The organism is Pleurocapsa sp. PCC 7327 (genome assembly GCF_000317025.1).
Classification (GTDB): Bacteria; Cyanobacteriota; Cyanobacteriia; order Cyanobacteriales; family Microcystaceae; genus Hydrococcus.
This window is the reverse complement of record NC_019689.1, coordinates 4,887,780-4,905,793: the sequence shown is the minus strand read 5'-3', so window position 1 is coordinate 4,905,793 and position 18,014 is coordinate 4,887,780. Positions and strand designations below refer to the sequence as shown.

22 protein-coding genes are annotated in these 18,014 nt (G+C 42.1%); 14 read left to right on the top strand and 8 right to left on the bottom strand.

All coding sequences use genetic code 11. The features are described 5' to 3' along the window. The first annotated feature begins 330 nt into the window (after positions 1-330). Positions 331-624 carry a ferredoxin gene (locus PLE7327_RS22100; RefSeq protein ID WP_015145983.1) on the top strand — a complete coding sequence of 98 codons (294 nt, stop codon included), beginning with the start codon at positions 331-333 and terminating at the stop codon, positions 622-624. 102 nt (positions 625-726) lie between these two features. Here the strand turns inward: PLE7327_RS22100 and PLE7327_RS22095 are convergent, their stop codons facing one another. The 3 genes from PLE7327_RS22095 to PLE7327_RS22085 form a co-directional block, all read right to left on the bottom strand. After that, complete coding sequence (locus tag PLE7327_RS22095; RefSeq protein WP_015145982.1) at positions 727-1,653, bottom strand: DUF4922 domain-containing protein; 927 nt, start codon at positions 1,651-1,653, stop codon at positions 727-729. An 18-nt stretch (positions 1,654-1,671) separates the two neighbouring features. Next, positions 1,672-2,109 (bottom strand): hypothetical protein, encoded by a 438-nt coding sequence (locus PLE7327_RS22090; protein WP_144266158.1) that lies wholly within the window; start codon positions 2,107-2,109, stop codon positions 1,672-1,674. Between the two features lie 218 nt (positions 2,110-2,327). Beyond that, entirely contained in the window at positions 2,328-3,143 is an 816-nt protein-coding gene (locus PLE7327_RS22085; RefSeq protein WP_015145980.1) for a Tab2/Atab2 family RNA-binding protein, read from the bottom strand. Positions 3,144-3,465: 322 nt separating this feature from the next. Here PLE7327_RS22085 and rimM point away from each other — a divergent pair, with 322 nt between their 5' ends. Further along, positions 3,466-4,089: a ribosome maturation factor RimM gene (gene rimM, locus PLE7327_RS22080; RefSeq protein ID WP_015145979.1), complete on the top strand. Its 624-nt coding sequence runs from the start codon at positions 3,466-3,468 to the stop codon at positions 4,087-4,089. A 90-nt stretch (positions 4,090-4,179) separates the two neighbouring features. On the opposite strand, the gene PLE7327_RS22075 is transcribed toward rimM, so the two are convergent. Continuing rightward, the gene (locus tag PLE7327_RS22075) at positions 4,180-5,841 is read right to left on the bottom strand and encodes an aminotransferase class I/II-fold pyridoxal phosphate-dependent enzyme (protein WP_015145978.1); all 1,662 of its coding nucleotides are present in this window, start codon (positions 5,839-5,841) and stop codon (positions 4,180-4,182) included. A gap of 291 nt (positions 5,842-6,132) precedes the next feature. Here PLE7327_RS22075 and PLE7327_RS26215 point away from each other — a divergent pair, with 291 nt between their 5' ends. From PLE7327_RS26215 to PLE7327_RS22965, 12 genes are all read left to right on the top strand, one after another. After that, complete coding sequence (locus tag PLE7327_RS26215) at positions 6,133-6,261, top strand: hypothetical protein (RefSeq protein ID WP_256377707.1); 129 nt, start codon at positions 6,133-6,135, stop codon at positions 6,259-6,261. A gap of 88 nt (positions 6,262-6,349) precedes the next feature. After that, the gene (locus PLE7327_RS22070; protein ID WP_015145977.1) at positions 6,350-6,883 is read left to right on the top strand and encodes a transposase; all 534 of its coding nucleotides are present in this window, start codon (positions 6,350-6,352) and stop codon (positions 6,881-6,883) included. Between the two features lie 174 nt (positions 6,884-7,057). Beyond that, positions 7,058-8,653: a hypothetical protein gene (locus tag PLE7327_RS22065; protein WP_015145976.1), complete on the top strand. Its 1,596-nt coding sequence runs from the start codon at positions 7,058-7,060 to the stop codon at positions 8,651-8,653. 36 nt (positions 8,654-8,689) lie between these two features. Next, positions 8,690-8,839, top strand: a complete 150-nt coding sequence (locus PLE7327_RS25545; RefSeq protein WP_217523274.1) for a GNAT family N-acetyltransferase — start codon at positions 8,690-8,692, stop codon at positions 8,837-8,839. 12 nt (positions 8,840-8,851) lie between these two features. Continuing rightward, on the top strand, positions 8,852-9,283 hold the full coding sequence (locus tag PLE7327_RS22060; protein ID WP_217523272.1) for a GNAT family N-acetyltransferase: 432 nt from the start codon (positions 8,852-8,854) through the stop codon (positions 9,281-9,283). Between the two features lie 85 nt (positions 9,284-9,368). Continuing rightward, a complete protein-coding gene (locus PLE7327_RS22055) occupies positions 9,369-10,313 on the top strand; it encodes a lysylphosphatidylglycerol synthase transmembrane domain-containing protein (protein ID WP_015145975.1) in 945 nt (314 codons plus the stop codon). Between the two features lie 88 nt (positions 10,314-10,401). Continuing rightward, positions 10,402-11,232, top strand: a complete 831-nt coding sequence (locus PLE7327_RS22050) for an LPS biosynthesis glycosyltransferase (RefSeq protein WP_015145974.1) — start codon at positions 10,402-10,404, stop codon at positions 11,230-11,232. Positions 11,233-11,340: 108 nt separating this feature from the next. Then, positions 11,341-11,484, top strand: coding sequence for a hypothetical protein (locus PLE7327_RS25045; RefSeq protein ID WP_015145973.1), 144 nt, complete (start codon positions 11,341-11,343; stop codon positions 11,482-11,484). A 239-nt stretch (positions 11,485-11,723) separates the two neighbouring features. Continuing rightward, positions 11,724-12,197 (top strand): N-acetyltransferase, encoded by a 474-nt coding sequence (locus PLE7327_RS22040; RefSeq protein WP_015145972.1) that lies wholly within the window; start codon positions 11,724-11,726, stop codon positions 12,195-12,197. 84 nt (positions 12,198-12,281) lie between these two features. Then, the gene (locus PLE7327_RS22035) at positions 12,282-13,040 is read left to right on the top strand and encodes a HEAT repeat domain-containing protein (RefSeq protein WP_015145971.1); all 759 of its coding nucleotides are present in this window, start codon (positions 12,282-12,284) and stop codon (positions 13,038-13,040) included. Positions 13,041-13,043: 3 nt separating this feature from the next. Then, positions 13,044-13,685: a flavin prenyltransferase UbiX gene (locus tag PLE7327_RS22030; protein WP_015145970.1), complete on the top strand. Its 642-nt coding sequence runs from the start codon at positions 13,044-13,046 to the stop codon at positions 13,683-13,685. A gap of 120 nt (positions 13,686-13,805) precedes the next feature. Further along, positions 13,806-14,576 carry a LapA family protein gene (locus tag PLE7327_RS22965; RefSeq protein WP_015145969.1) on the top strand — a complete coding sequence of 257 codons (771 nt, stop codon included), beginning with the start codon at positions 13,806-13,808 and terminating at the stop codon, positions 14,574-14,576. Positions 14,577-14,644: 68 nt separating this feature from the next. Here PLE7327_RS22965 and PLE7327_RS22020 read toward each other — a convergent pair whose 3' ends face one another. From PLE7327_RS22020 to PLE7327_RS22000, 4 genes are all read right to left on the bottom strand, one after another. Beyond that, complete coding sequence (locus PLE7327_RS22020) at positions 14,645-14,830, bottom strand: PCP reductase family protein (RefSeq protein ID WP_015145968.1); 186 nt, start codon at positions 14,828-14,830, stop codon at positions 14,645-14,647. Between the two features lie 186 nt (positions 14,831-15,016). Continuing rightward, a complete protein-coding gene (locus tag PLE7327_RS22010) occupies positions 15,017-15,835 on the bottom strand; it encodes an inositol monophosphatase family protein (RefSeq protein ID WP_015145967.1) in 819 nt (272 codons plus the stop codon). Between the two features lie 3 nt (positions 15,836-15,838). Beyond that, positions 15,839-16,885, bottom strand: coding sequence for a histidinol-phosphate transaminase (gene hisC / locus PLE7327_RS22005; protein ID WP_015145966.1), 1,047 nt, complete (start codon positions 16,883-16,885; stop codon positions 15,839-15,841). 581 nt (positions 16,886-17,466) lie between these two features. Further along, a complete protein-coding gene (locus tag PLE7327_RS22000; RefSeq protein ID WP_015145965.1) occupies positions 17,467-17,730 on the bottom strand; it encodes a hypothetical protein in 264 nt (87 codons plus the stop codon). Between the last annotated feature and the right edge of the window lie 284 nt (positions 17,731-18,014).

Below are 18,014 nucleotides of genomic sequence, written 5' to 3'. Positions count from 1 at the left end.
AGGTATAACTATAATTAATACTGATTGATCGGAGGTTGCGGTCTTCAATACAAGCCGATTCAATCATTCAATTACCTAAGATTGCGAGTTTATAAGGAATGTGTACGTCCGCCAATCATTCGTGCCTTCGCCAGCAATTTTATATAAGAAAATCTTATTTTACATTTGATTAAGAATTTCATTGCTAATGCTCTTAAAACTCAGCTGCTTTTTCTCTTAGTATCAGAGATGAGGCTTACCAAAGCAAATATCTATCTATTTCAATCGATAAATTTTGCTTGATTGCGTAAGTCCAAACTGCCGTTTTTACTTGAGATATAGGAGCAACACATGGCAACTTATAAAGTTACTCTAAAGACTCCCGATGGAGAACACACCATCGATGTCCCTGATGACGAGTACATTCTAGACGCTGCTGAAGAGCAAGGTCTCGACCTACCATACTCCTGCCGTGCTGGTGCTTGCTCCACCTGTGCTGGCAAACTAGAATCCGGTTCCGTAGATCAGTCCGATCAATCCTTCTTGGATGACGATCAAATCGAAGCAGGATACGTCCTTACCTGCGTCGCTTATCCGACTTCTGATTGTACGATTATAACTCACCAAGAAGAAGCTCTGTACTAATCTACTGTTGGTAGGTTGGAGGGTTGACCCTCCAACAATGGCTAGAACGTCAGGAACGTTATCAGTAGCGTTCCTGTCTTATTATTTTAGCGATCTTATCGGTTAACTCGCGTAAGCGACGTTTTTTAAAATCGTCATCGGAGTGTATTTTTTGAGAAGTTCCAGTTGTTGATGGTTGCGAACGAACATTGTACCAGCAAACCCGAGAGAGTTGACGGAAATTGACTCAAAACTTTCTTGCGATCGCGGTACGATGAGCATCCATTCTCGCGTTGCTAGAAGATTATAAGCCCCAGTCTGTCTGTTGCCCTCAAAGGGCAATCCTACTGCTTCTAGAAGGGTGCGATAGCATTCTAAGGTCACCTTAGCGGCATCTAGAGGGGAATTTACCCAAGCCGGAGCTAGTTTGGCAAAAGCATGAAGGAAGGGAAACGCGGGAATTTTTCCCAGAGAACCTTGAAATTTAACACACGAGAGGGCAGGTTCGATAGGAATTGAATTTATACCGGGGACAAAGGGAAAAGGAACTAATTGTAAATGTTTGTGTCGCTGACTCGATCCGGCTATCTTGCCACCATTGTAGAACGCTAACCCATTAATTTCTGCCAAACATGTCCATAATGCCTCAAAATCTTGTAAAGTTAACCAACAATCTTGATCTTCAAAGTCACGGGTAATAATGAGCAAGTGATGGGGGACAACGTTGTATTTATTTAATATACAAAGATGGGTATCGGAAATATCGGCGACAAATAAATCTTTCTCATAAGGAAGGAAGGGATTAACTTCTTTTCCAGAAGTCGCGGATTTTTGCTCTTGTTGCTTTTTCGCTTCGTCTTTGCGTGCTAAGTTAGACGAAATCCGAACGAGAAAATTAATGCCATTTTGTTCTACAAATTCGTACTCTGTTGGAATCGTTTGCAGGGCACCACAGCGTAGGGCATATTCGGTTTGTTCGCTCACTCTTTTCCATAAGGTACCAGGTTTGAGAACGATAGCTCTTCGTTCTTTTTGCTCTCGTTTAAGCATATTTATCGATCTTAATTATTATTGACTTATTTTAATCATCATTTTATCATTTTCAACCTGAATACCTTGGATGTTTAATTTAGCCAGTTCTTGTTCTAGGTATCGATCTAGTTTATCTGGAGATAATCCAAATTTTGGAGCAATTTCGTCAATAGAAAATGTTAGATTACCAACTTTAAGCTTGCTGTCTTTGTCTAAAGTTAAACGACCGTTTTCAAATTTGGGTTGACCGACTATTCCCACGTATATATTGAGATCTTTAAGCTGAGGAAAAGTTTGAATTGTCTTGTCCAAGATGGCTTTTTGCGTTTCGTCTAAGCTATCTTCCGAGATTTCTGAAGGATTAAAAACTCCTCCAATTTCTAAAGTATCATTTTCCAGATTGGCTTTGATTGATTTTGCCGATTGAAGTAGCTGGCTAGATTGGCTATTTTCAGAAATCTTTTTGGCTAACAATTGGTTAACATCTTCGCGATTGAGTTGTAAGGGAATTTGGCTAGTTATTTCTAGATGCTCATTCTTTGTATTTATGTTTTGAGTTTTATACCAGTCGGGTTCTGCCGCGAACTGTCGCCAGTAATAAAAACCAGCCGCAAACCCCCCCACGATTGCCAATAAAAAGATAATTAATAATTTCTTGAACATATTCCCTGCCTCATCAATCCAAAATCAAATTACTCATCTTTTAACAACCAAAAACCAGTATAAGTCATTCCCGAATCGTCGGGTTGAACTAGAAGAAAATGTAATCCTAGACTGGCTTGCTTGCGCTGTTCGTAATTTTGGGCTGCCTGGGCAATTTCTTCATCTTCAAAAGTAGCTAAAATCCAGCGATCGACCAATCCTGATTCTAAGACTAATCCTCCCGACTTGCCAATTTCTGTTGGAATATAACTCAAAGAAAATGGTTTAGCTTCCTGTAACCATTTGGCTAAATACATTGATTTTCTTCCGCCATAAATAATGACACCAGGTACGGATATAGTAGAAGCAATTCCTAAATTAATTGGCAGAAGAGATTCTGGCATATGTAATATTGGAAGCGGGCGATCGCTAAAATAATCGACGAGATCGCCTGCCCGAAATGTTGCAAAACGCCAACTTTCTCCCCAGAGATTTTCTGGTAATGCTTGTGGGGGTGGCTTTTCTAGTTTAACCGGGTCATAATTTTCGTCAATGATTCGTTTTCGTAATTCAGCTTTTAGCGCTCCAGTCCGCCGAGTTGCTTCAACTTGAATGCCTAGTTTTTCTGCCGCGATCGATAATAAACTGAGAGATTGAAGACGAAAAACTTGAATGCGATCGGGTAAATTTCCTCGATTTGCCTGTTGTAATTGAGAAATTAACCAATCAGGATTAGCTTGAGATTGCGGGCATTTCGCTTCCTGAATTATATGACCTTGTGGATCGCAAATTAACAATTCCCAAAGATGTTTTCCTTCTTTGTTTTTGCGATCGTGCTTGTAAAAGTCTGCTTGCCAAATTTCCATATTCACTATCTAATTAATCAAAAAAGATAGGGCTATTTTTTCTAGTAGACAGTAGACAGAGAATTTATTCTCTGTCTGAGATGCTAAAGTCCGTCTTATAGGACTGAATATTGGGGGGACAAGAAATTGTTTCTGGGTCAACTAAAGTCACAATGAAATAACCCCGAACAAATATAGTAATTAAGTAATTTGATGAGAGCGGTTTACCACTAGAATAAGATATGAAACTCTATTTCTGACTTCTAACTTGTGTAAGGGCGGGTTTTGATAAGTACCTAGAGTTTCTACCGCCTCTACTTCTGATTTTTGACTTGCGACTTCCATGAATGATTGGCTAGAAATTGGCACTATTGTTACACCCCAAGGGTTAAAAGGCGAGTTAAGAGTTACTCCCAATTCAGACTTTCCCGAACGATTTGAGGAACCGGGACGGCGTTGGTTGCAAGCGCCATCGGGCGATCGCGTTACAGAAGTAGAACTGCTAGGAGGGCGCTATATTCCGGGAAAGAATTTATATGTCATTCAATTGGCGGGAGTAGAAGATAGAAATAGCGCAGAGGAATTGCGAGGCTATAAGTTACTCGTTCGGAGTTGCGATCGTCCCCAACTAGCAGAAGATGAATATCACGTCTTAGATTTAATCGATCTAGAGGTTTATAACCAGCTTACTGGAGAAAAGTTAGGAGTTGTCAGCAATATTTTTTGGGCGGGTAATGACTTATTAGAAGTCAAGCTAGAAAGGCAGTCCGTTAATGAGAAGATCGAAGAAACTTCGGAATTAGAACCAACTGAGAGTAAGAAAAAGCACAAAATCAAGCATAAAAAACCGCGATCGCTAACAGTGCTGATTCCCTTTGTCAAAGAAATCGTGCCCGTAGTAGACCTTGAGAAAGGGCGCATCGAGATTGCGCCCCCAGCTGGATTGTTAGAAATTAATAATTTTTAACCTTTCTGACGAATAACCTAAAATATTCGTCAGAATTCGTTGCGATCGCATCTACCATTGTTGGTATTTCAGCAGACGTTTCTCTAATTTTTAATCCGTTCGCTCCGAAAGCTTCTTATACTCATCGGCTAGGATATCTACTGTAGAGCGAATTTGCTCTTCTGTATGAGTGCAATTGATAAAGAAACGCAGTCGAGCGGCATTTTGAGGAACGGACGGATAGATCATGAAAGGAACGTTAATTCCTCGATGAAAGAGGTTTTGAGACAGTTGGATAGATTTTAATGAATCTCCCACGATAATTGGAATTACTGGAGAGCCTTTGCTCATTCCCGTGTTGAGATTGTGTTTAGTCGCGAGTTCTAAAAACAATTGAGAGCGTTCTTGGAGAAGCTTTACCCGTTCTGGTTCAGCTTTGAGAACTCGTATGGCTGCCAGAGGTGCAGCTGCGTTAGGAGGAGAAATTCCCACGCTAAAGAGAAAGCCTGGTGAGGTATATTTGAGGTATTCTACTAAAGCCTTACTTCCGGCAATGTAACCGCCGCAACTAGCGAAAGATTTACTAAGCGTTCCCATCCATAGTTCGACATCGGCGCGATCGACATCATACAGTTCTCCGATGCCGCGACCGGATGCTCCCAAGACTCCAATGGAGTGCGCTTCATCGATCGTCAGCCAGGCTTGGTAGCGCTTCTTGACCTCAATAAACTTGGGTAAATCTGGGATATCGCCGTCGGCACTGTAAACGCCTTCGATCGCGATGAGAACTCGTCTATAACGGTGGCGGCGTTCTTGCAGGAGGCGATCGAGGGTTTGCCAGTCATTGTGGGGAAAAGCAATCAAACTCGCACCGGAAAATAAGCTTCCCTGAACGACACTATTGTGACTGAGAGCATCGTGAAGGATCAAATCATTGCGTCCGAATAGATGACTAATAGTCGTTACGTTAGTCGCATGACCGCCAACATAGACGATGCTGTCTTCTGTGCCGATAAAATCTGCGATTTCTCTTTCTAGTTCGCGGTGAATCGGTCTTTCTCCTGAGAGGAGGCGACTGGCGCATACGGAAGTTCCATAGCGATCGATCGCTTCTTTGGCAGCTTGAGAGACTTTTGGGTCGCCACACATCCCCACGTAGTTATAGTTGGCATAATCGATGAGTTCTCGTCTCCCAACCCTGGTGGTATTGTTAACAATGCCTTCTTGAGGCGTAAAGAAAGGATTGCCAAGACCGAGGGATTGTATTTCTTCTTGCTGCTGTTGAATTTGGCGATACTCTGGATAAAGCTCGAAACGATAATACTCTTCTGGAATTTCTGAATGAGTAGAAAAAGTGTCTGTTGTATCGAGTTGTTGATGGTTTCCATCTAATAGCGATGACGGATTGAGCAGTTCTTTTGTGCTAGGCTCTTCTTCCGAATTATCTGAGGCTAAATACTGAGATAATTCTTCTACAGTCGGGTATTCCCAGACAATGGTAGGAGAAAGCCGACGACCAAGAAAATTTTCCAGATCTCCTGATAAATTGACGGCATCAACAGAACTTAACCCATAATCGGTTAAATCTTGTTGGAGGTTTATTTCGTCGGGATCGAGTTCTAGCAATTCTGCTAGCCTAGCCACCAACCAACTGGCAATTTCTGCTTCTGAGGGAGATGGCTGGAAAACATTAGCGGAAGACTCTGCGTTCGTCCAAGTATCAGATTGCTGTTGATTCTCTTTCTCGTTCCAGACTTGGTTCAACAGTGTCATGCTTCACTCCTTAACCACATTAAACGCCCGCATCGCTTTGGTGGCGATGAAAGCACTCGGCAAGTAACTAGCCGCCCAAGTAATAATAATTGGCTTATCATAGCACCTTTAGTCTGAAGTCTTGATTAGACGCTTTTAACCAAAAGGTAGATTAATACGCATAACTATCTTATTTTCTAAGTAGCGTCAAATAATGATAAGTCATTTGTGTTAGCACGCGATCGCTACTCTTTTGTCCTTCATATTAAAGACGCAGGCGCGATTGAAAAGTTTTCTTAACTTTGATGAGTTTTGGCAAGACTGGTTGACACTAACGATCGCTCATCAGGATTGCGCGAGCAAGTATCCCAAGAATTGCGCGAGCAAGTATCCCAAGGATTGCGCGAGCAAGATGCTCGCACTACAATTGAATCTACTTGAATCTACGATTTTTTTAACAGGCTTTCAACTAGCGCAGCTTAGCAGCTTCGCACTACAGAAACGCAAACTTTAAGATTTATTATTTGAATTGAAAAAACAATTACCACAGCTAGAAAAACCTCACGGTACATATTTCATAACTTTTGTTACTTGGGAGAGACTGGAGTTAACCTCACCCGCTCGAAAAGTCGTGCTTGATGCTTGTTTATTTTTTAATCAAAAACGATATCAAATTTATGCTGTGGTGATTATGCCAGACCATGTGCATTTATTAATTAAACCTTTTCCTCGCGATCGCATTCACAGTAGTGCGAGCATCTTGCTCGCGTCTGATTCCAAAAATCTACTCACGTCTAACTCAAAAAATCTAGTTCCATTTAAAGCGACCTCAGAATATTGGTCAATTGGAAGTATATTACACAGTATTAAAAGTTATAGTGCCAAGCAAATTCCTTTGGTTATGAATCATATTGGCAAAGTTTGGCAAGATGGTAGATACGATGAAATGATTAGAGATGAAAGAGAGTTTCAGATTAAATGGGAATATATTAGACAGAATCCTGTTAAGGCTGGATTGTCTAAAACGCCAGAAGAATATCCCTTCTTTTGGGAAATATTTTAAACGATCGTGTATGGTAGTGTGAGCGTCTCGCTCACGACTACTAAAAAGATATGGCGCGATCGCAATTCATAAAAAACATTGCGCGAGCATCTTGCTCGCACTACATTGATTACTCCTCAATGTCCCTTGTGGAGCTAAGATTTACTTGATAAATTCAGTGTTAAACTCCCCTACATGAGTCGAGATTTATTTGCTCTAGAAGCGATCGCGCAAATTCCCAAACTCTTAACCCTTCAAGATCGTAACCCCCATAGTCCCACCTACGGATGTTTTGACCGCAATTTCTGGCAGTACAAAATCATCGATTTTCCTAGCGGGATGTCGCAGGAGTTCGTCTATCCCCTCGCCCTCGCTTACGACACGGATATTCCCAATAATCCCTTTTACCGCCAAAGCGCCATTCGTGACTGGGTAGAAGCAGGCATCCTCTACGCCGCCCGCAGCGCCCATTCAGACGGTTCCTGCGACGATTATTTTCCTTTTGAGAGGGCAGGAGGGGCTGCCGCTTTTTCGCTGCTTGCCTGTATTGATAGTTATAGATTGCTGGGACTAAATAATCAAAATGCGATCGACTTTTTTGTCAAACGGGCTGACTGGTTAGCACATCATCAAGAAAGCGGACGATTAACCAATCATCAAGCGTTAATTGTTCTCTGTTTGGAATTATTATCAAAATTGCTTAAAACTGATAGATGGAACGCCCAAAAAGAACAACGATTAGAACAGGTTTTATCGTGGCAAAATCCCGAAGGCTGGTTTATTGAATATGAAGGGTGCGATCCGGGTTATCATACCTTAACAATTTCCTGTTTGGCTCGCGTTTACGAATTTAATCCTACCAATAATCGACTAAAAGATGCGCTGGCAAAAGCTGTTATTTTAGCTTCTCATTTTGTTCATCCCGATGGTTCTTATGGGGGAGAATATACCAGTCGCAATACTTATAATTTCTTTCCTCACGGGTTTGAATTAGTCGGAAAATGGTTGCCAGAAGCATTAAACATCAACGATCGCTTTTTAAAAGGACTGAAAAATGGTTTAGCCCCATGTTACGCCGACGATCATATCATCGGACATCACACTTGGAATTATTTATTAGCTTGGAGAGATTTTGTTCCCCATAGACCTCCTTTTAAACCACGTTTTTTTGGTCGTTTTTGGCTACAAGAAGGCGGAATTTTGATCGATCGCCGTCAAGACACAGAACTCTATTTAGCTCTCAATAAAGGGGGAGCTTTTAAGCTATTTAGAAATGGTAACTTAGTGGCTTCTGATACGCAATTTTCCCTTCAGGTAAAAGAGGGTAAAAAGATTAAAAATGCTGTTGGTCATTTAATGGGCAATTCTAAAATTCAAGTCGATGAAGATGAAATTACGATTCAGGGGTCGCTGGGTTGGGCAAAACAAAAACAGATGACCACTCTAAATTTAATAATTCTGCGAGTAGCTATGTATACTTTTGGTCGTTTCTTTCCCAACATAATTCGTAAAACCCTGCAAAAAATATTGATTACCGGGAAAAAAATCGCACCCTTTACTTTTTCTCGTCAGTTGCGATGGGAAAATGGACAATGGAAAATCATTGATGAATTGCATTCCGCATCCTGGGATAATGTTATTTCAGCAGGAATTGGCTGCGATCAAACTTCAATTTATGTTGTCATGAGTCGTACTTTTCAGATAGGACAATTGCAGCCTTGGTTAGATTTAACCGAGCAAGTTAAGCAGCTTAAAGCTGGTCAAAGTTTAAAGTTAGAGCGACAGTTATAATTTTTTAGTTAGCACAGAGAAATGAAAGCGAGGAATATGAAAATTTTTCTAGAAACAGAGAGGTTAATTCTGCGCGAATTTCTTGAAGATGACGCAGACAATTTATTGGTTCTAGATAGCAACCCGGAAATAATCCGTTGGGGCAATGGAGGGAATACAACTAATTACGAAATTATTAAAAATTAATCTTTGCCCAAAATGATGAAATACTACGAAAAGTACGATCGCTATGGAATTTGGGCTGCAATTGAAAAATCAAGTAATGATTTTATCGGTTGGTTTCACTCCTACCCAGCTACAGAAAATAAATTTGCAGTGGAATTAGGAATAATAGCAGATGACGAAATTGCCCTTGGTTATCGATTATATCCCGATAAATGGGGAAAAGGTTATGCAACTGAAGGGTCACAAAAATTAGTATCTAAAGGGTTTAAAGAATGGGGTATACAAAAAGTAGCTAGTTGGACATTGGCAGATAATCAACGGTCAATTCGAGTCCTGGAGAAAGTGGGTTTAAAGTTTGAAAAAGAATTTTTCTTTACCGAAAATCAGCTACCAAATCTCACACAATCAGAACGAAAAGCTGTTAAATATGCCCTGAAGCAAAAAGATTATTTAAGCAGTAATTAACAGGGGGTTCGTGTCTTGCTCGCCCAATCTCTATTTGATAAGAGCCTTAGATTTTGCTCGATCTATTAAGCTGTAATTGTTAAACATGAAACGATTTATTTCTATCGCTGTCAGCGTTGCAATTCTCCTAATTCTCTATTCAAAAATTGATTTCCAAGGTTTAATCCAGGTTTTTAGAGATTGCGATCGCGTTTGGATGGCAGTTAGTCTTGGTATGGTTATTCCTATCACCATGGTTACTTCCTGGCGGCTGCAACAACTGATGCCGCAGGGAACTAGCTTAGGATTTATCGAAGCCAACCGCCTTATTTTAGGGGCAAGCGTTCTTAATATGGTGCTTCCCTCCAAAATGGGGGATATTGTCAAAGCCTATTTCATGAGGGATAGAGGGCATTTAAGCGGTTCTTTATCGCTGTCTTTGGTAGTGTTTGAAAAAGCCTGCGATATGCTTTCCTTACTGTTGTGGTGCGTCTTTGGCTTATTTGTTTATCCAGAAAAAGACGGTCTATTTTGGACGATGACGCTAGCAGTAACCGGAGGGTTAATCTTTGGATTATTGTTACTTGGTTCGCGTCAGTTTGCTCAAATATTTTTTGTTAGCGCTATCAAAATAGCACCGAAAAAATTAAGACAAAAGCTCCAAAACTTACAGATTTCTTGGCAGGAAATGCATGATTATTTTTGGGGCGATAAAAAACAGTTATTAATCGTTTCCGCTACTTCTATTTTTACCTGGTTTTTGCACCTATTACAAATTTGGTTATTTATCCTCGCACTTAAAGCTTGGACACCATTTATAGTTAACTTAGCTCTTTCGCCCCTAGCAATTCTAGCCGGATTATTACCCCTAACTTTTGCGGGAGTAGGAACGCGCGACGCTGCATTAATTTTCTTTTACCAACCCTATTTTGATGTCCAAGCGGGAGCGGCGTTGGGTTTATTGTGTACTTCTCGCTACTTCCTGCCAGCAATTATCGGCTTGCCCTTCTTGGGACAAATGATGGGAGCCGCGAAAAAATTGAGGCAATAGTATAGAGGAGAGAGTGGGAGACAATTAACTACTAACCACTAACTAATAACTAATCCCCTTCTCACCAATGACAAAGGACTTTTAACAAATGACAACTCGGTTAAGCGATCGCATCACTCAAGTATTTATTATTGCTTATAAAGAGTCAACGGAGCTTCTCGAGCAAGCCTTAAAGCAAGAAGGTTTACAATGCGAAGTTCTCAGACAAGAGCCAAAGGAAGAATATAAAAATTATTCGCCGAGTTATCGTTGTCTCCTCAACCACAAGCGAGCTTGGGAAAGCGCCGTGCAACAAGACCGACTTACTTTAATTGTCGAGGCAGATTTCGTACCCGTGCTGGGATTGGGAAAACTTCCTCTCCCTTTCAACCCTGACGATAACACTGTAGGAGTAGCTTGGTTGTATGCCTGCGCTCCTCAAGTTTATAGCGTCTCCCAAGAAGGTTACGCTCAAGGATATTCGGCTTCAACAGTTGCTTACATTGTTACTCCTCAAGGTGCTCGCTGTCTCATCGAGCTAGCCGAAGAAGTGAAAGAAAAAATAGGAGCTGCTAATTACTCTAGCTGGGATTCTGGTGTCGATTCTTACCTACGCGCTAGAAAACTCAAAAACTACATTCCCTTCCGAAATTATGGAGAGCACGGGGGAATGCCAAATATCGAGCACCATCGAAACGGACTCAGCCTGACTCATAGAGCTGATGTTCTTTATGGAAAACTGGCTTTTACACCTTTATATGTCACGGGTAAGAGTGAAGGTAAACTTGCTTTTCTCCAGACAAGACTACAAGCTCGTTTAAAAGGGATTGCTCGTCTAGCAACGGGAAGATTTTTGCGCCTGCCAGTCCTCAAAGGTTCCAGCGTGCCGCTTAGACTTTTGAGGTTTGCCGTTGGCAGACAGTTATCGATGAGGCTATAAAAGAATGCGAGTTACATCGAACCGGGACAAATATTTTAAACTAGACACAGATAGCTCGCTAAGCTTGAGCTACTTCGTCAGAAAACCCGATCGCACTCTTCAACTCAAATGGCAATTTTTCGTCAATACATCGCTCCCTTTCTCATCGTTCTAGTATTTTTAGTCGCATTACTGGTAACTAGCGCCCGTATCTTCCTGCCTTCAGATATGGCAGCACCCGCACCGATTGAAACAGTGACCGGCGACCAGTGATTTGTTTTGGATGAAAGGATTTTGGATTGGGGATTAGTTAGTCGTTAGTAGTTTGTCTTCTTCGGAGTCTCCCTTGTCTCCTTGTCAAAGTTTAGGTTAATCGATTTCAAAACTTCCTCTAAGTTTGTCTTCTTCGGAGTCTCCCTTGTCTCCTTGTCCCCCCACACCCCCCACACTCCCAACTCCCCCAGTCTCAGAAGTCTCCTACTCCTCGTTCCCGTCCCCTCGTCTTTAACAAGATGGCTCATAGCTTGCCAGATGGCTATCAGTTTCGCATAGGCTCTAGCCTAGAGAAGGCTCGACTGAGCAAGTACATGACGCTAACTTACCAGGAACTTTTTCCCGATCGCGAAGACTTTTCTCATTTAGTGCAAACGGTTGAGAATTACTTGTCCTCAGATACGCCTTTGTGGTGGGTTGAATGGACGCGCGAAGCATCTGAGTCAGTCCCAGTCGCTTGTTTGTGGATGGGAAATGCTATAGATTTAGTTAGCGGCGATCGATACGCCTACATTTTTTTGCTTTATGTTGCGCCAGAACATCGCCGTCGCGGGATTGCTAGAGCTTTGATGCATCGGGCTGAAACTTGGGCGGCTGCAAGGGGCGATCGCCAAATCGGTCTTCAAGTATTCTCCCACAACCAAGTTGCCCTCGACTTTTATCGCCGTCTGGGTTACGAAATTCAATCTTTTTCTGTGGGCAAACCGCTTTAGAAGTTAGGGAGATTCATCTTTCCTCGCCCTATCTGTTCCCTGCCTTCTTCATAATTGGGATTCGATGCGATAATCGATCTTAGTATGTATAACGAAGATGACCTCAGCGTAATTGAATCGGAAGAACAGCTAATCAGCTCGCCAGATCCTCTCGAATCGGAAGAATTGGAATCCCAAACTCCACCTCCCGATCCAGAAGCGATGCTGAGACTGTTGACCAGTTCGGAAACGCCGCAACGAATGCTGGCGGCAAGAGCGTTTTGCGAGCTTCGCGACGAACGCGCTATTCCTCACCTCATCCGATTGCTAACCGATGTTTGCCCCTTGGTGCGGGTAAGTGCTGCCTATGCTTTGGGGCGCAATACCAGTCCCGATGCTGTCGAACCTCTGATTGCTGCCCTCAATAACGACTGGAATGGCTACGTTCGCAAAGGAGTTGTTTGGGCATTAGGGAACTGTCGCGATCGCCGTTCGGTTCGCCCGCTAATTCACGCTCTCAAAATGGATATTTCTGCGGTACGCCTCTGGGCAGCCAGTAGCCTAGCTCAAGTCGCTAAACTAGAATATGAAGACATTATCGCTGCTATTCCTCCTCTGATCGAAGCTTTAAGGCGAGATCCAGTCGCCGCTATCAGAAGTAACTGTGCTTGGTCGATCGGGCAATTGTGTCGCGAACTACCTCTGAATGTTATTTATGCAACGGCGATCGACGCTCTCCTAGAAGCCTTAGTTGAAGATGAAGATTTGGGCGTAAAAGAAGATGCTAAGGCAGCCCTATTAAAGGTAGGCGATCCTCGCGGTCTTCAAATGATTGAAGATTTAGAACTAGAAGGGCTAATTTGATCGGTGACCAGTAACCAGTTACCAGCGATCGGTTCAAAGACTCGTCCCTTAATTCTCGGTATTAGTGGGGCTTCGGGATTAATTTATGCAGTTCGAGCTATAAAGTTTCTTTTGGAAGCCGATTATGCGCTCGATGTCGTCGCCTCAAAAGCGACTTATATGGTTTGGCAAGCGGAAAACAATATCCGCATGCCGCCAGAACCAGACCTACAGGAGCAATTTTGGCGAGAGCAAGCAGGAGTTCCTTCTAGGGGCAAGCTTCGCTGTCATCGTTGGGGAGATGTAGGTGCGACCCTCGCTAGCGGTTCTTTTCGGACGCTGGGGATGCTCGTCATCCCTTGTAGCATGAGTACGGTGGCAAAACTGGCGGCAGGTTTGAGTTCCGACCTTTTGGAAAGGGCTGCTGACGTTCAACTTAAAGAAAATCGCCCTCTGGTAATCGTTCCCCGCGAAACCCCTTTTAGTTTGATTCATTTGCGCAATCTCACCACCTTGGCAGAGGCAGGCGCTAGAATAGTTCCGGCAATCCCCGCCTGGTATCACAACCCACAAACAATTGAAGATTTGGTCGATTTTGTGGTAGCTCGCGCCTTAGATCAACTAGATATTGACTGCATTCCCATCAATCGCTGGCAAGGACACTAATCTAAGGGCGGAGGGCAGAGGACGGAGGACGGGGGAGAGGGAGACAGGGAGAGTAGGGGAGCAGAGGAGATAGGGAAGAAAAGAAACGACTAACTACTAACCACTAACAGATAACTGATTATGCGGTTACTAATTTTATTGCTGGTGCTGGGTGTTGGTATTGTCTTTTTCGTGCAAAATCAGCAAGCAGTTACGTTAATCTTTTTTGGCAATCTCGCTAGGATGACGCTGCCGATCGCGGGTTGGGTTTTATTATTTATTGCTGCGGGGGCTTTGACTAGCCTTTTCTGGCAGCTGTTGTCTTCTTTAGGAAAACCATCCGTTCCCCGAAATTTTGAGGCAAACCGATCGCGATCGTATTCTCCACCGCCACCTTCCCCTCAGTCTCCTCAGATGTCTTCGGACTATCTTCCGCCACAAGATGATTCGCGATCGCCCGCACAAACTCCTCCGTCTTCTTACAGATCGGATTGGGACTCGAAGGATTACCAAGAGGAGTGGGATGATTGGGATGTTCAAAGGCCTGCTCGCGAACCCATTATACGAGAACCAGTCCGCGATTTCGTTCGCGAAGTTCCCCGCGAACCCTCACGAACGGAGGAACGCGCCGTTGAAGATAGCGATCGCAAGCTAGAAGAAGACAAATCCACTGTTTTTGAAACCGAACAGCAACCCAAATCAGCAACCCGCACGGGTTCCGTTTATTCCTATGTCTATCGAGAACCCAAAGATAGGCAAGATCGGGAAGAAAGCAAACAAGATCGACAAGATAAAGAGGAAGACAACAGCGATCGCGTGTACGATGCTAACTACCGAGTGATTCTCCCTCCTTATCAAAACACTCAGAAACAGCAGACGCGAGAAGACGAAGATGAAGAAGACTGGATTTAATTAAAAGTTTTGTTATTTTTTCTTTAAAAAGATTGAGAACGCAAATAAAAATTCTAAATCGTGCTTTGTTACTGACCGAATTCAGTTCTTGCCTGCTCTACAATTTCAACCGTAACCTTATCTAAATTCGCAGCGCGAGCTAGTTCTTCTATCCGTTGACGAGCTTGAGTTCTAACAAAGAATGGAATGTTTTTTAGCTTTGCCTTGGCTTCAGCCGTCCAAGGCAGAGAATCGCTAACATCAAATTCGCTCATAACTTTTTTACACCAGTTATCTGATTTAATTCTTGTCGATTTTTAATCAGTATAATCCTTTTTTGTAGTTCTTTGTAGGAACAGGTTGAAGAATTTTTGACTTTGCTATTGCTGGAGGCAACGCTGGATTTCGTCTCACTAGGATGCTTTGCGTCTTGCTCGCGGATCGGTTTAAATTGCTTTGTATTATTGCCGAACATTTCTAATAACTTCAATAGTTTGTTTCCATAAAGAATAATTAGAAGCTGCTAAAACTTCAGTTGATTGATGGTTCAGTTTATTGCCCGACCAATCTGTGATAATTCCTCCCACGCCTTCAATAATAGGAATAAGAGCGCAAAAATCATAATAGTTCATGTCGGATTCTAAAACGACTATAGGCATCGAAGACCAGCCCGAAGCTAATGCCGCATAATTATAACAATCGCCACCGAAAGCAGTGCGTTTGCAAACTTTTTGTAGGCTTTTTGCGATCGCTTTTTGCCTATTTGTAATAAACATAAAAGGAGTGGTAGAAATCAAACAAGCTTCTGTTAGTTTGCTATCTCTATCTCGCGCATATGGATTGACAAGCGATCGCCGATCGAATAGAGTTGATTTTCCTTTTACGCCAATCCATCTTTCTTGCAGAATTGGCTGATTAATAACCCCAATTAATGGCTCGTTTTTTTCTAAATTTACTAACCCGATTAGCGTCCCAAAAATTGGAATTCCTCTAACAAAAGATGCCGTTCCATCAATAGGATCTAGTACCCAGTATCGCCCATTTTGAGAGGAAATATTTTCCCCTTCTTCTCGAAAAATACCATCATTTGGGGCTTCTTTTAAAAGAATTTCTACCATTGCATTTTCTGCTTCTTTATCAGCAATCGTGACAATAGAAGAAATTGCTCCTGCTTTAGTTTCTGCTTCGATGCGAGGCTGTCTGAAGTATTGTCTAATGATTTCTCCAGATACGTCGGCTAGTTTTTCTGCTAGCTCGATTAGTTGAGTTAAGTCATCCATGATTTATTGTTGTGCTTTAATTTGTGCGATCGCTGTCAATAAACGATCTATCTCTTCATCGGTTCCGATAGAAATTCGCACGTAGTTTAAAATGCGAGGATGCTTAAAATACCGGACTAAAATTTTGCGTTCTTTTAATTGGGCATAAAGTTCTGCTGCGCTCATCCATTGAGGCGAAGCTAGGACAAAGTTAGAGTCAGAATCAAACACAAAAAATTCCAGCTCTTTTAAAGCTGCGATCGCGCGGCTTCTGGTTCGACGAACTTTTTGCCAGATAGTTTGAAAATAAGAATGAGATTCAAGAGCAGCCGTTGCTAAAGTTTGCGATAGGCGATCCAAATTATAAGAATCTCGAACTTTGTTCATCTGTTCGATTAAACTTTGGGAAGCCATGCCAAATCCTACTCGCATTCCTGCCAAACTATAACTTTTTGACATGGTACGGCTAATAATTACGTTGTCATATTTTTGGAGAAGATCGAGATGATTTTCATCTGAAAAATCAACATAAGCCTCATCAATTACGACAATTGCTGTCGATTGAGCGCAGGTTTTTTCAAGATAGTCGCGGTTGAGATGTTTTCCGACGGGTGGATTGGGAGAAGCTAGAAAAATTAGCTTTGCTTCGGGGCAAATAATCGGTTCGCTTAACGCAAAGTTTTCATCGGTAGGAATTTCTATAATCGATGCGCCGTGAATTCTTGCTAGCGTGTCATATAAGGAATAGGTTAGATCTAAAAATGCGATCGCTTCCCCAGGATTGACAAAGGTGCGGATGGCGATACTTAAAATTTCATCCGAACCATTCCCGGCGATAATATTATCCGCAGATACTCCAAAAACAGCCCCTGCCGCTTTTCTAAGCTTTGTCGAAACTGGATCGGGATATAATCTTAGCTTGGGTAATTCCGCTTGTAGCGCATCAAATATCTCTGGCGGCGGAGGATAAGGATTTTCATTCGTATTGAGTTTAATGAAATCATTGGTTTGGGGTTGTTCCCCTGGTACGTAACCTGGTGTTTGGAGTACGCATTCTCGAATCGGTAACATTCTATTTTTTTATCGCTGCGATCCTGAGTATATCTTCAAACAGAACCGACTGGAATCTAAGAGGACACCCCAAAAGTCCATTTTGTCATTCCCAGTGCAGTAAAACGTAACGAAGAATCTCTGTTTGGAATTGGCATGCTAATATTATTTCTAAAGAAGAACGCTACAGATGCTCATTGAAAAAGCTTTACACTGAGAACTGCTGACTAATTGCAAACTAATAATTGCGAATTACTAATTGGGATAAGATGTTTCGCTTCGCTACTGCTACGCTCAACATGACGAAGTGCTTTTCAGACTCCGCCGTGAGACGGCGAAGTACCTTGCACGTTCTTTACTTTTGGGACAACCTGTAATCCCCTTGTAGATTTTCGATCTCCCTTGACCGGGCAAGCTATTTCATTCTAGTAGTCGTTAAACTGGTTTTCCTTGAGGAAATTAATAAGAGGGCGATCTCAGCAGTTTAATAATACACCCCCATTTTTTTTAAATTCTCTACAAAAAGTAGCTGTAAAAAGGGATTTTTTAGTGATGCAATCGCCCTCAATGCTGACTACAATTGATCGACTTCACTTGCTCTCCTATACTACCCACGATTGAATCAGCTTAAAAAGCCCCGATTCTTCTTCACTGTCCCATGCTTGAGGCGGATCGGAAGCCATTGCGCACATAACTATCAGCTTTCCAGTTTCCTCTTGAAAAACCGTTTCACACTTAGCAAATTTGCCCGATAACTCTTCCTTTTCCAATTCCTCTTGTAGGTCTACTGTAATCGTGGCGCGACTGCCAGATTTATCCCGATCTATTGAAACTAAATCTTTTAATTCAATAGCTTTAGTCAACATATATTTTCCCCTCCCTTTAATAATTCCCCTTTTACTTTACTAAAATTTTACCTATTGAACCTTTCTTTTTGTTCTTTTTTTTACAAGATTTGATATAAAAAATGATAAAAAAGCAAGAAAAAATATTTTTTATATTCAGCTAAAAAATCTTATATTTCTTACTATTTGTCGATATTTTTGGATTTTTGTGGCTATTTATTTACATTATGGAAACGATCGACAGGCTACTGCCTCTAAAACAACAATCGCGTTAAAATAAAACACAAAACCCGCCTGAGCGGGCT

Coding starts and splice junctions, on each gene's coding strand:
- rimM (WP_015145979.1), top strand. CDS start 3,466: ATGAATGATTGGCTAGAAATTGGCACTATTGTTACACCCCAAGGGTTA.
- hisC (WP_015145966.1), bottom strand. CDS start 16,885: ATGTTACCGATTCGAGAATGCGTACTCCAAACACCAGGTTACGTACCA.
- PLE7327_RS25545 (WP_217523274.1), top strand. CDS start 8,690: ATGAAAATTTTTCTAGAAACAGAGAGGTTAATTCTGCGCGAATTTCTT.
- PLE7327_RS22095 (WP_015145982.1), bottom strand. CDS start 1,653: ATGCTTAAACGAGAGCAAAAAGAACGAAGAGCTATCGTTCTCAAACCT.
- PLE7327_RS22050 (WP_015145974.1), top strand. CDS start 10,402: ATGACAACTCGGTTAAGCGATCGCATCACTCAAGTATTTATTATTGCT.
- PLE7327_RS22075 (WP_015145978.1), bottom strand. CDS start 5,841: ATGACACTGTTGAACCAAGTCTGGAACGAGAAAGAGAATCAACAGCAA.
- PLE7327_RS22020 (WP_015145968.1), bottom strand. CDS start 14,830: ATGAGCGAATTTGATGTTAGCGATTCTCTGCCTTGGACGGCTGAAGCC.
- PLE7327_RS22965 (WP_015145969.1), top strand. CDS start 13,806: ATGCGGTTACTAATTTTATTGCTGGTGCTGGGTGTTGGTATTGTCTTT.
- PLE7327_RS22060 (WP_217523272.1), top strand. CDS start 8,852: ATGATGAAATACTACGAAAAGTACGATCGCTATGGAATTTGGGCTGCA.
- PLE7327_RS22000 (WP_015145965.1), bottom strand. CDS start 17,730: ATGTTGACTAAAGCTATTGAATTAAAAGATTTAGTTTCAATAGATCGG.
- PLE7327_RS22085 (WP_015145980.1), bottom strand. CDS start 3,143: ATGGAAATTTGGCAAGCAGACTTTTACAAGCACGATCGCAAAAACAAA.
- PLE7327_RS22065 (WP_015145976.1), top strand. CDS start 7,058: ATGAGTCGAGATTTATTTGCTCTAGAAGCGATCGCGCAAATTCCCAAA.
- PLE7327_RS22010 (WP_015145967.1), bottom strand. CDS start 15,835: ATGGATGACTTAACTCAACTAATCGAGCTAGCAGAAAAACTAGCCGAC.
- PLE7327_RS22040 (WP_015145972.1), top strand. CDS start 11,724: ATGGCTCATAGCTTGCCAGATGGCTATCAGTTTCGCATAGGCTCTAGC.
- PLE7327_RS25045 (WP_015145973.1), top strand. CDS start 11,341: ATGGCAATTTTTCGTCAATACATCGCTCCCTTTCTCATCGTTCTAGTA.
- PLE7327_RS22055 (WP_015145975.1), top strand. CDS start 9,369: ATGAAACGATTTATTTCTATCGCTGTCAGCGTTGCAATTCTCCTAATT.
- PLE7327_RS22100 (WP_015145983.1), top strand. CDS start 331: ATGGCAACTTATAAAGTTACTCTAAAGACTCCCGATGGAGAACACACC.
- PLE7327_RS22035 (WP_015145971.1), top strand. CDS start 12,282: ATGTATAACGAAGATGACCTCAGCGTAATTGAATCGGAAGAACAGCTA.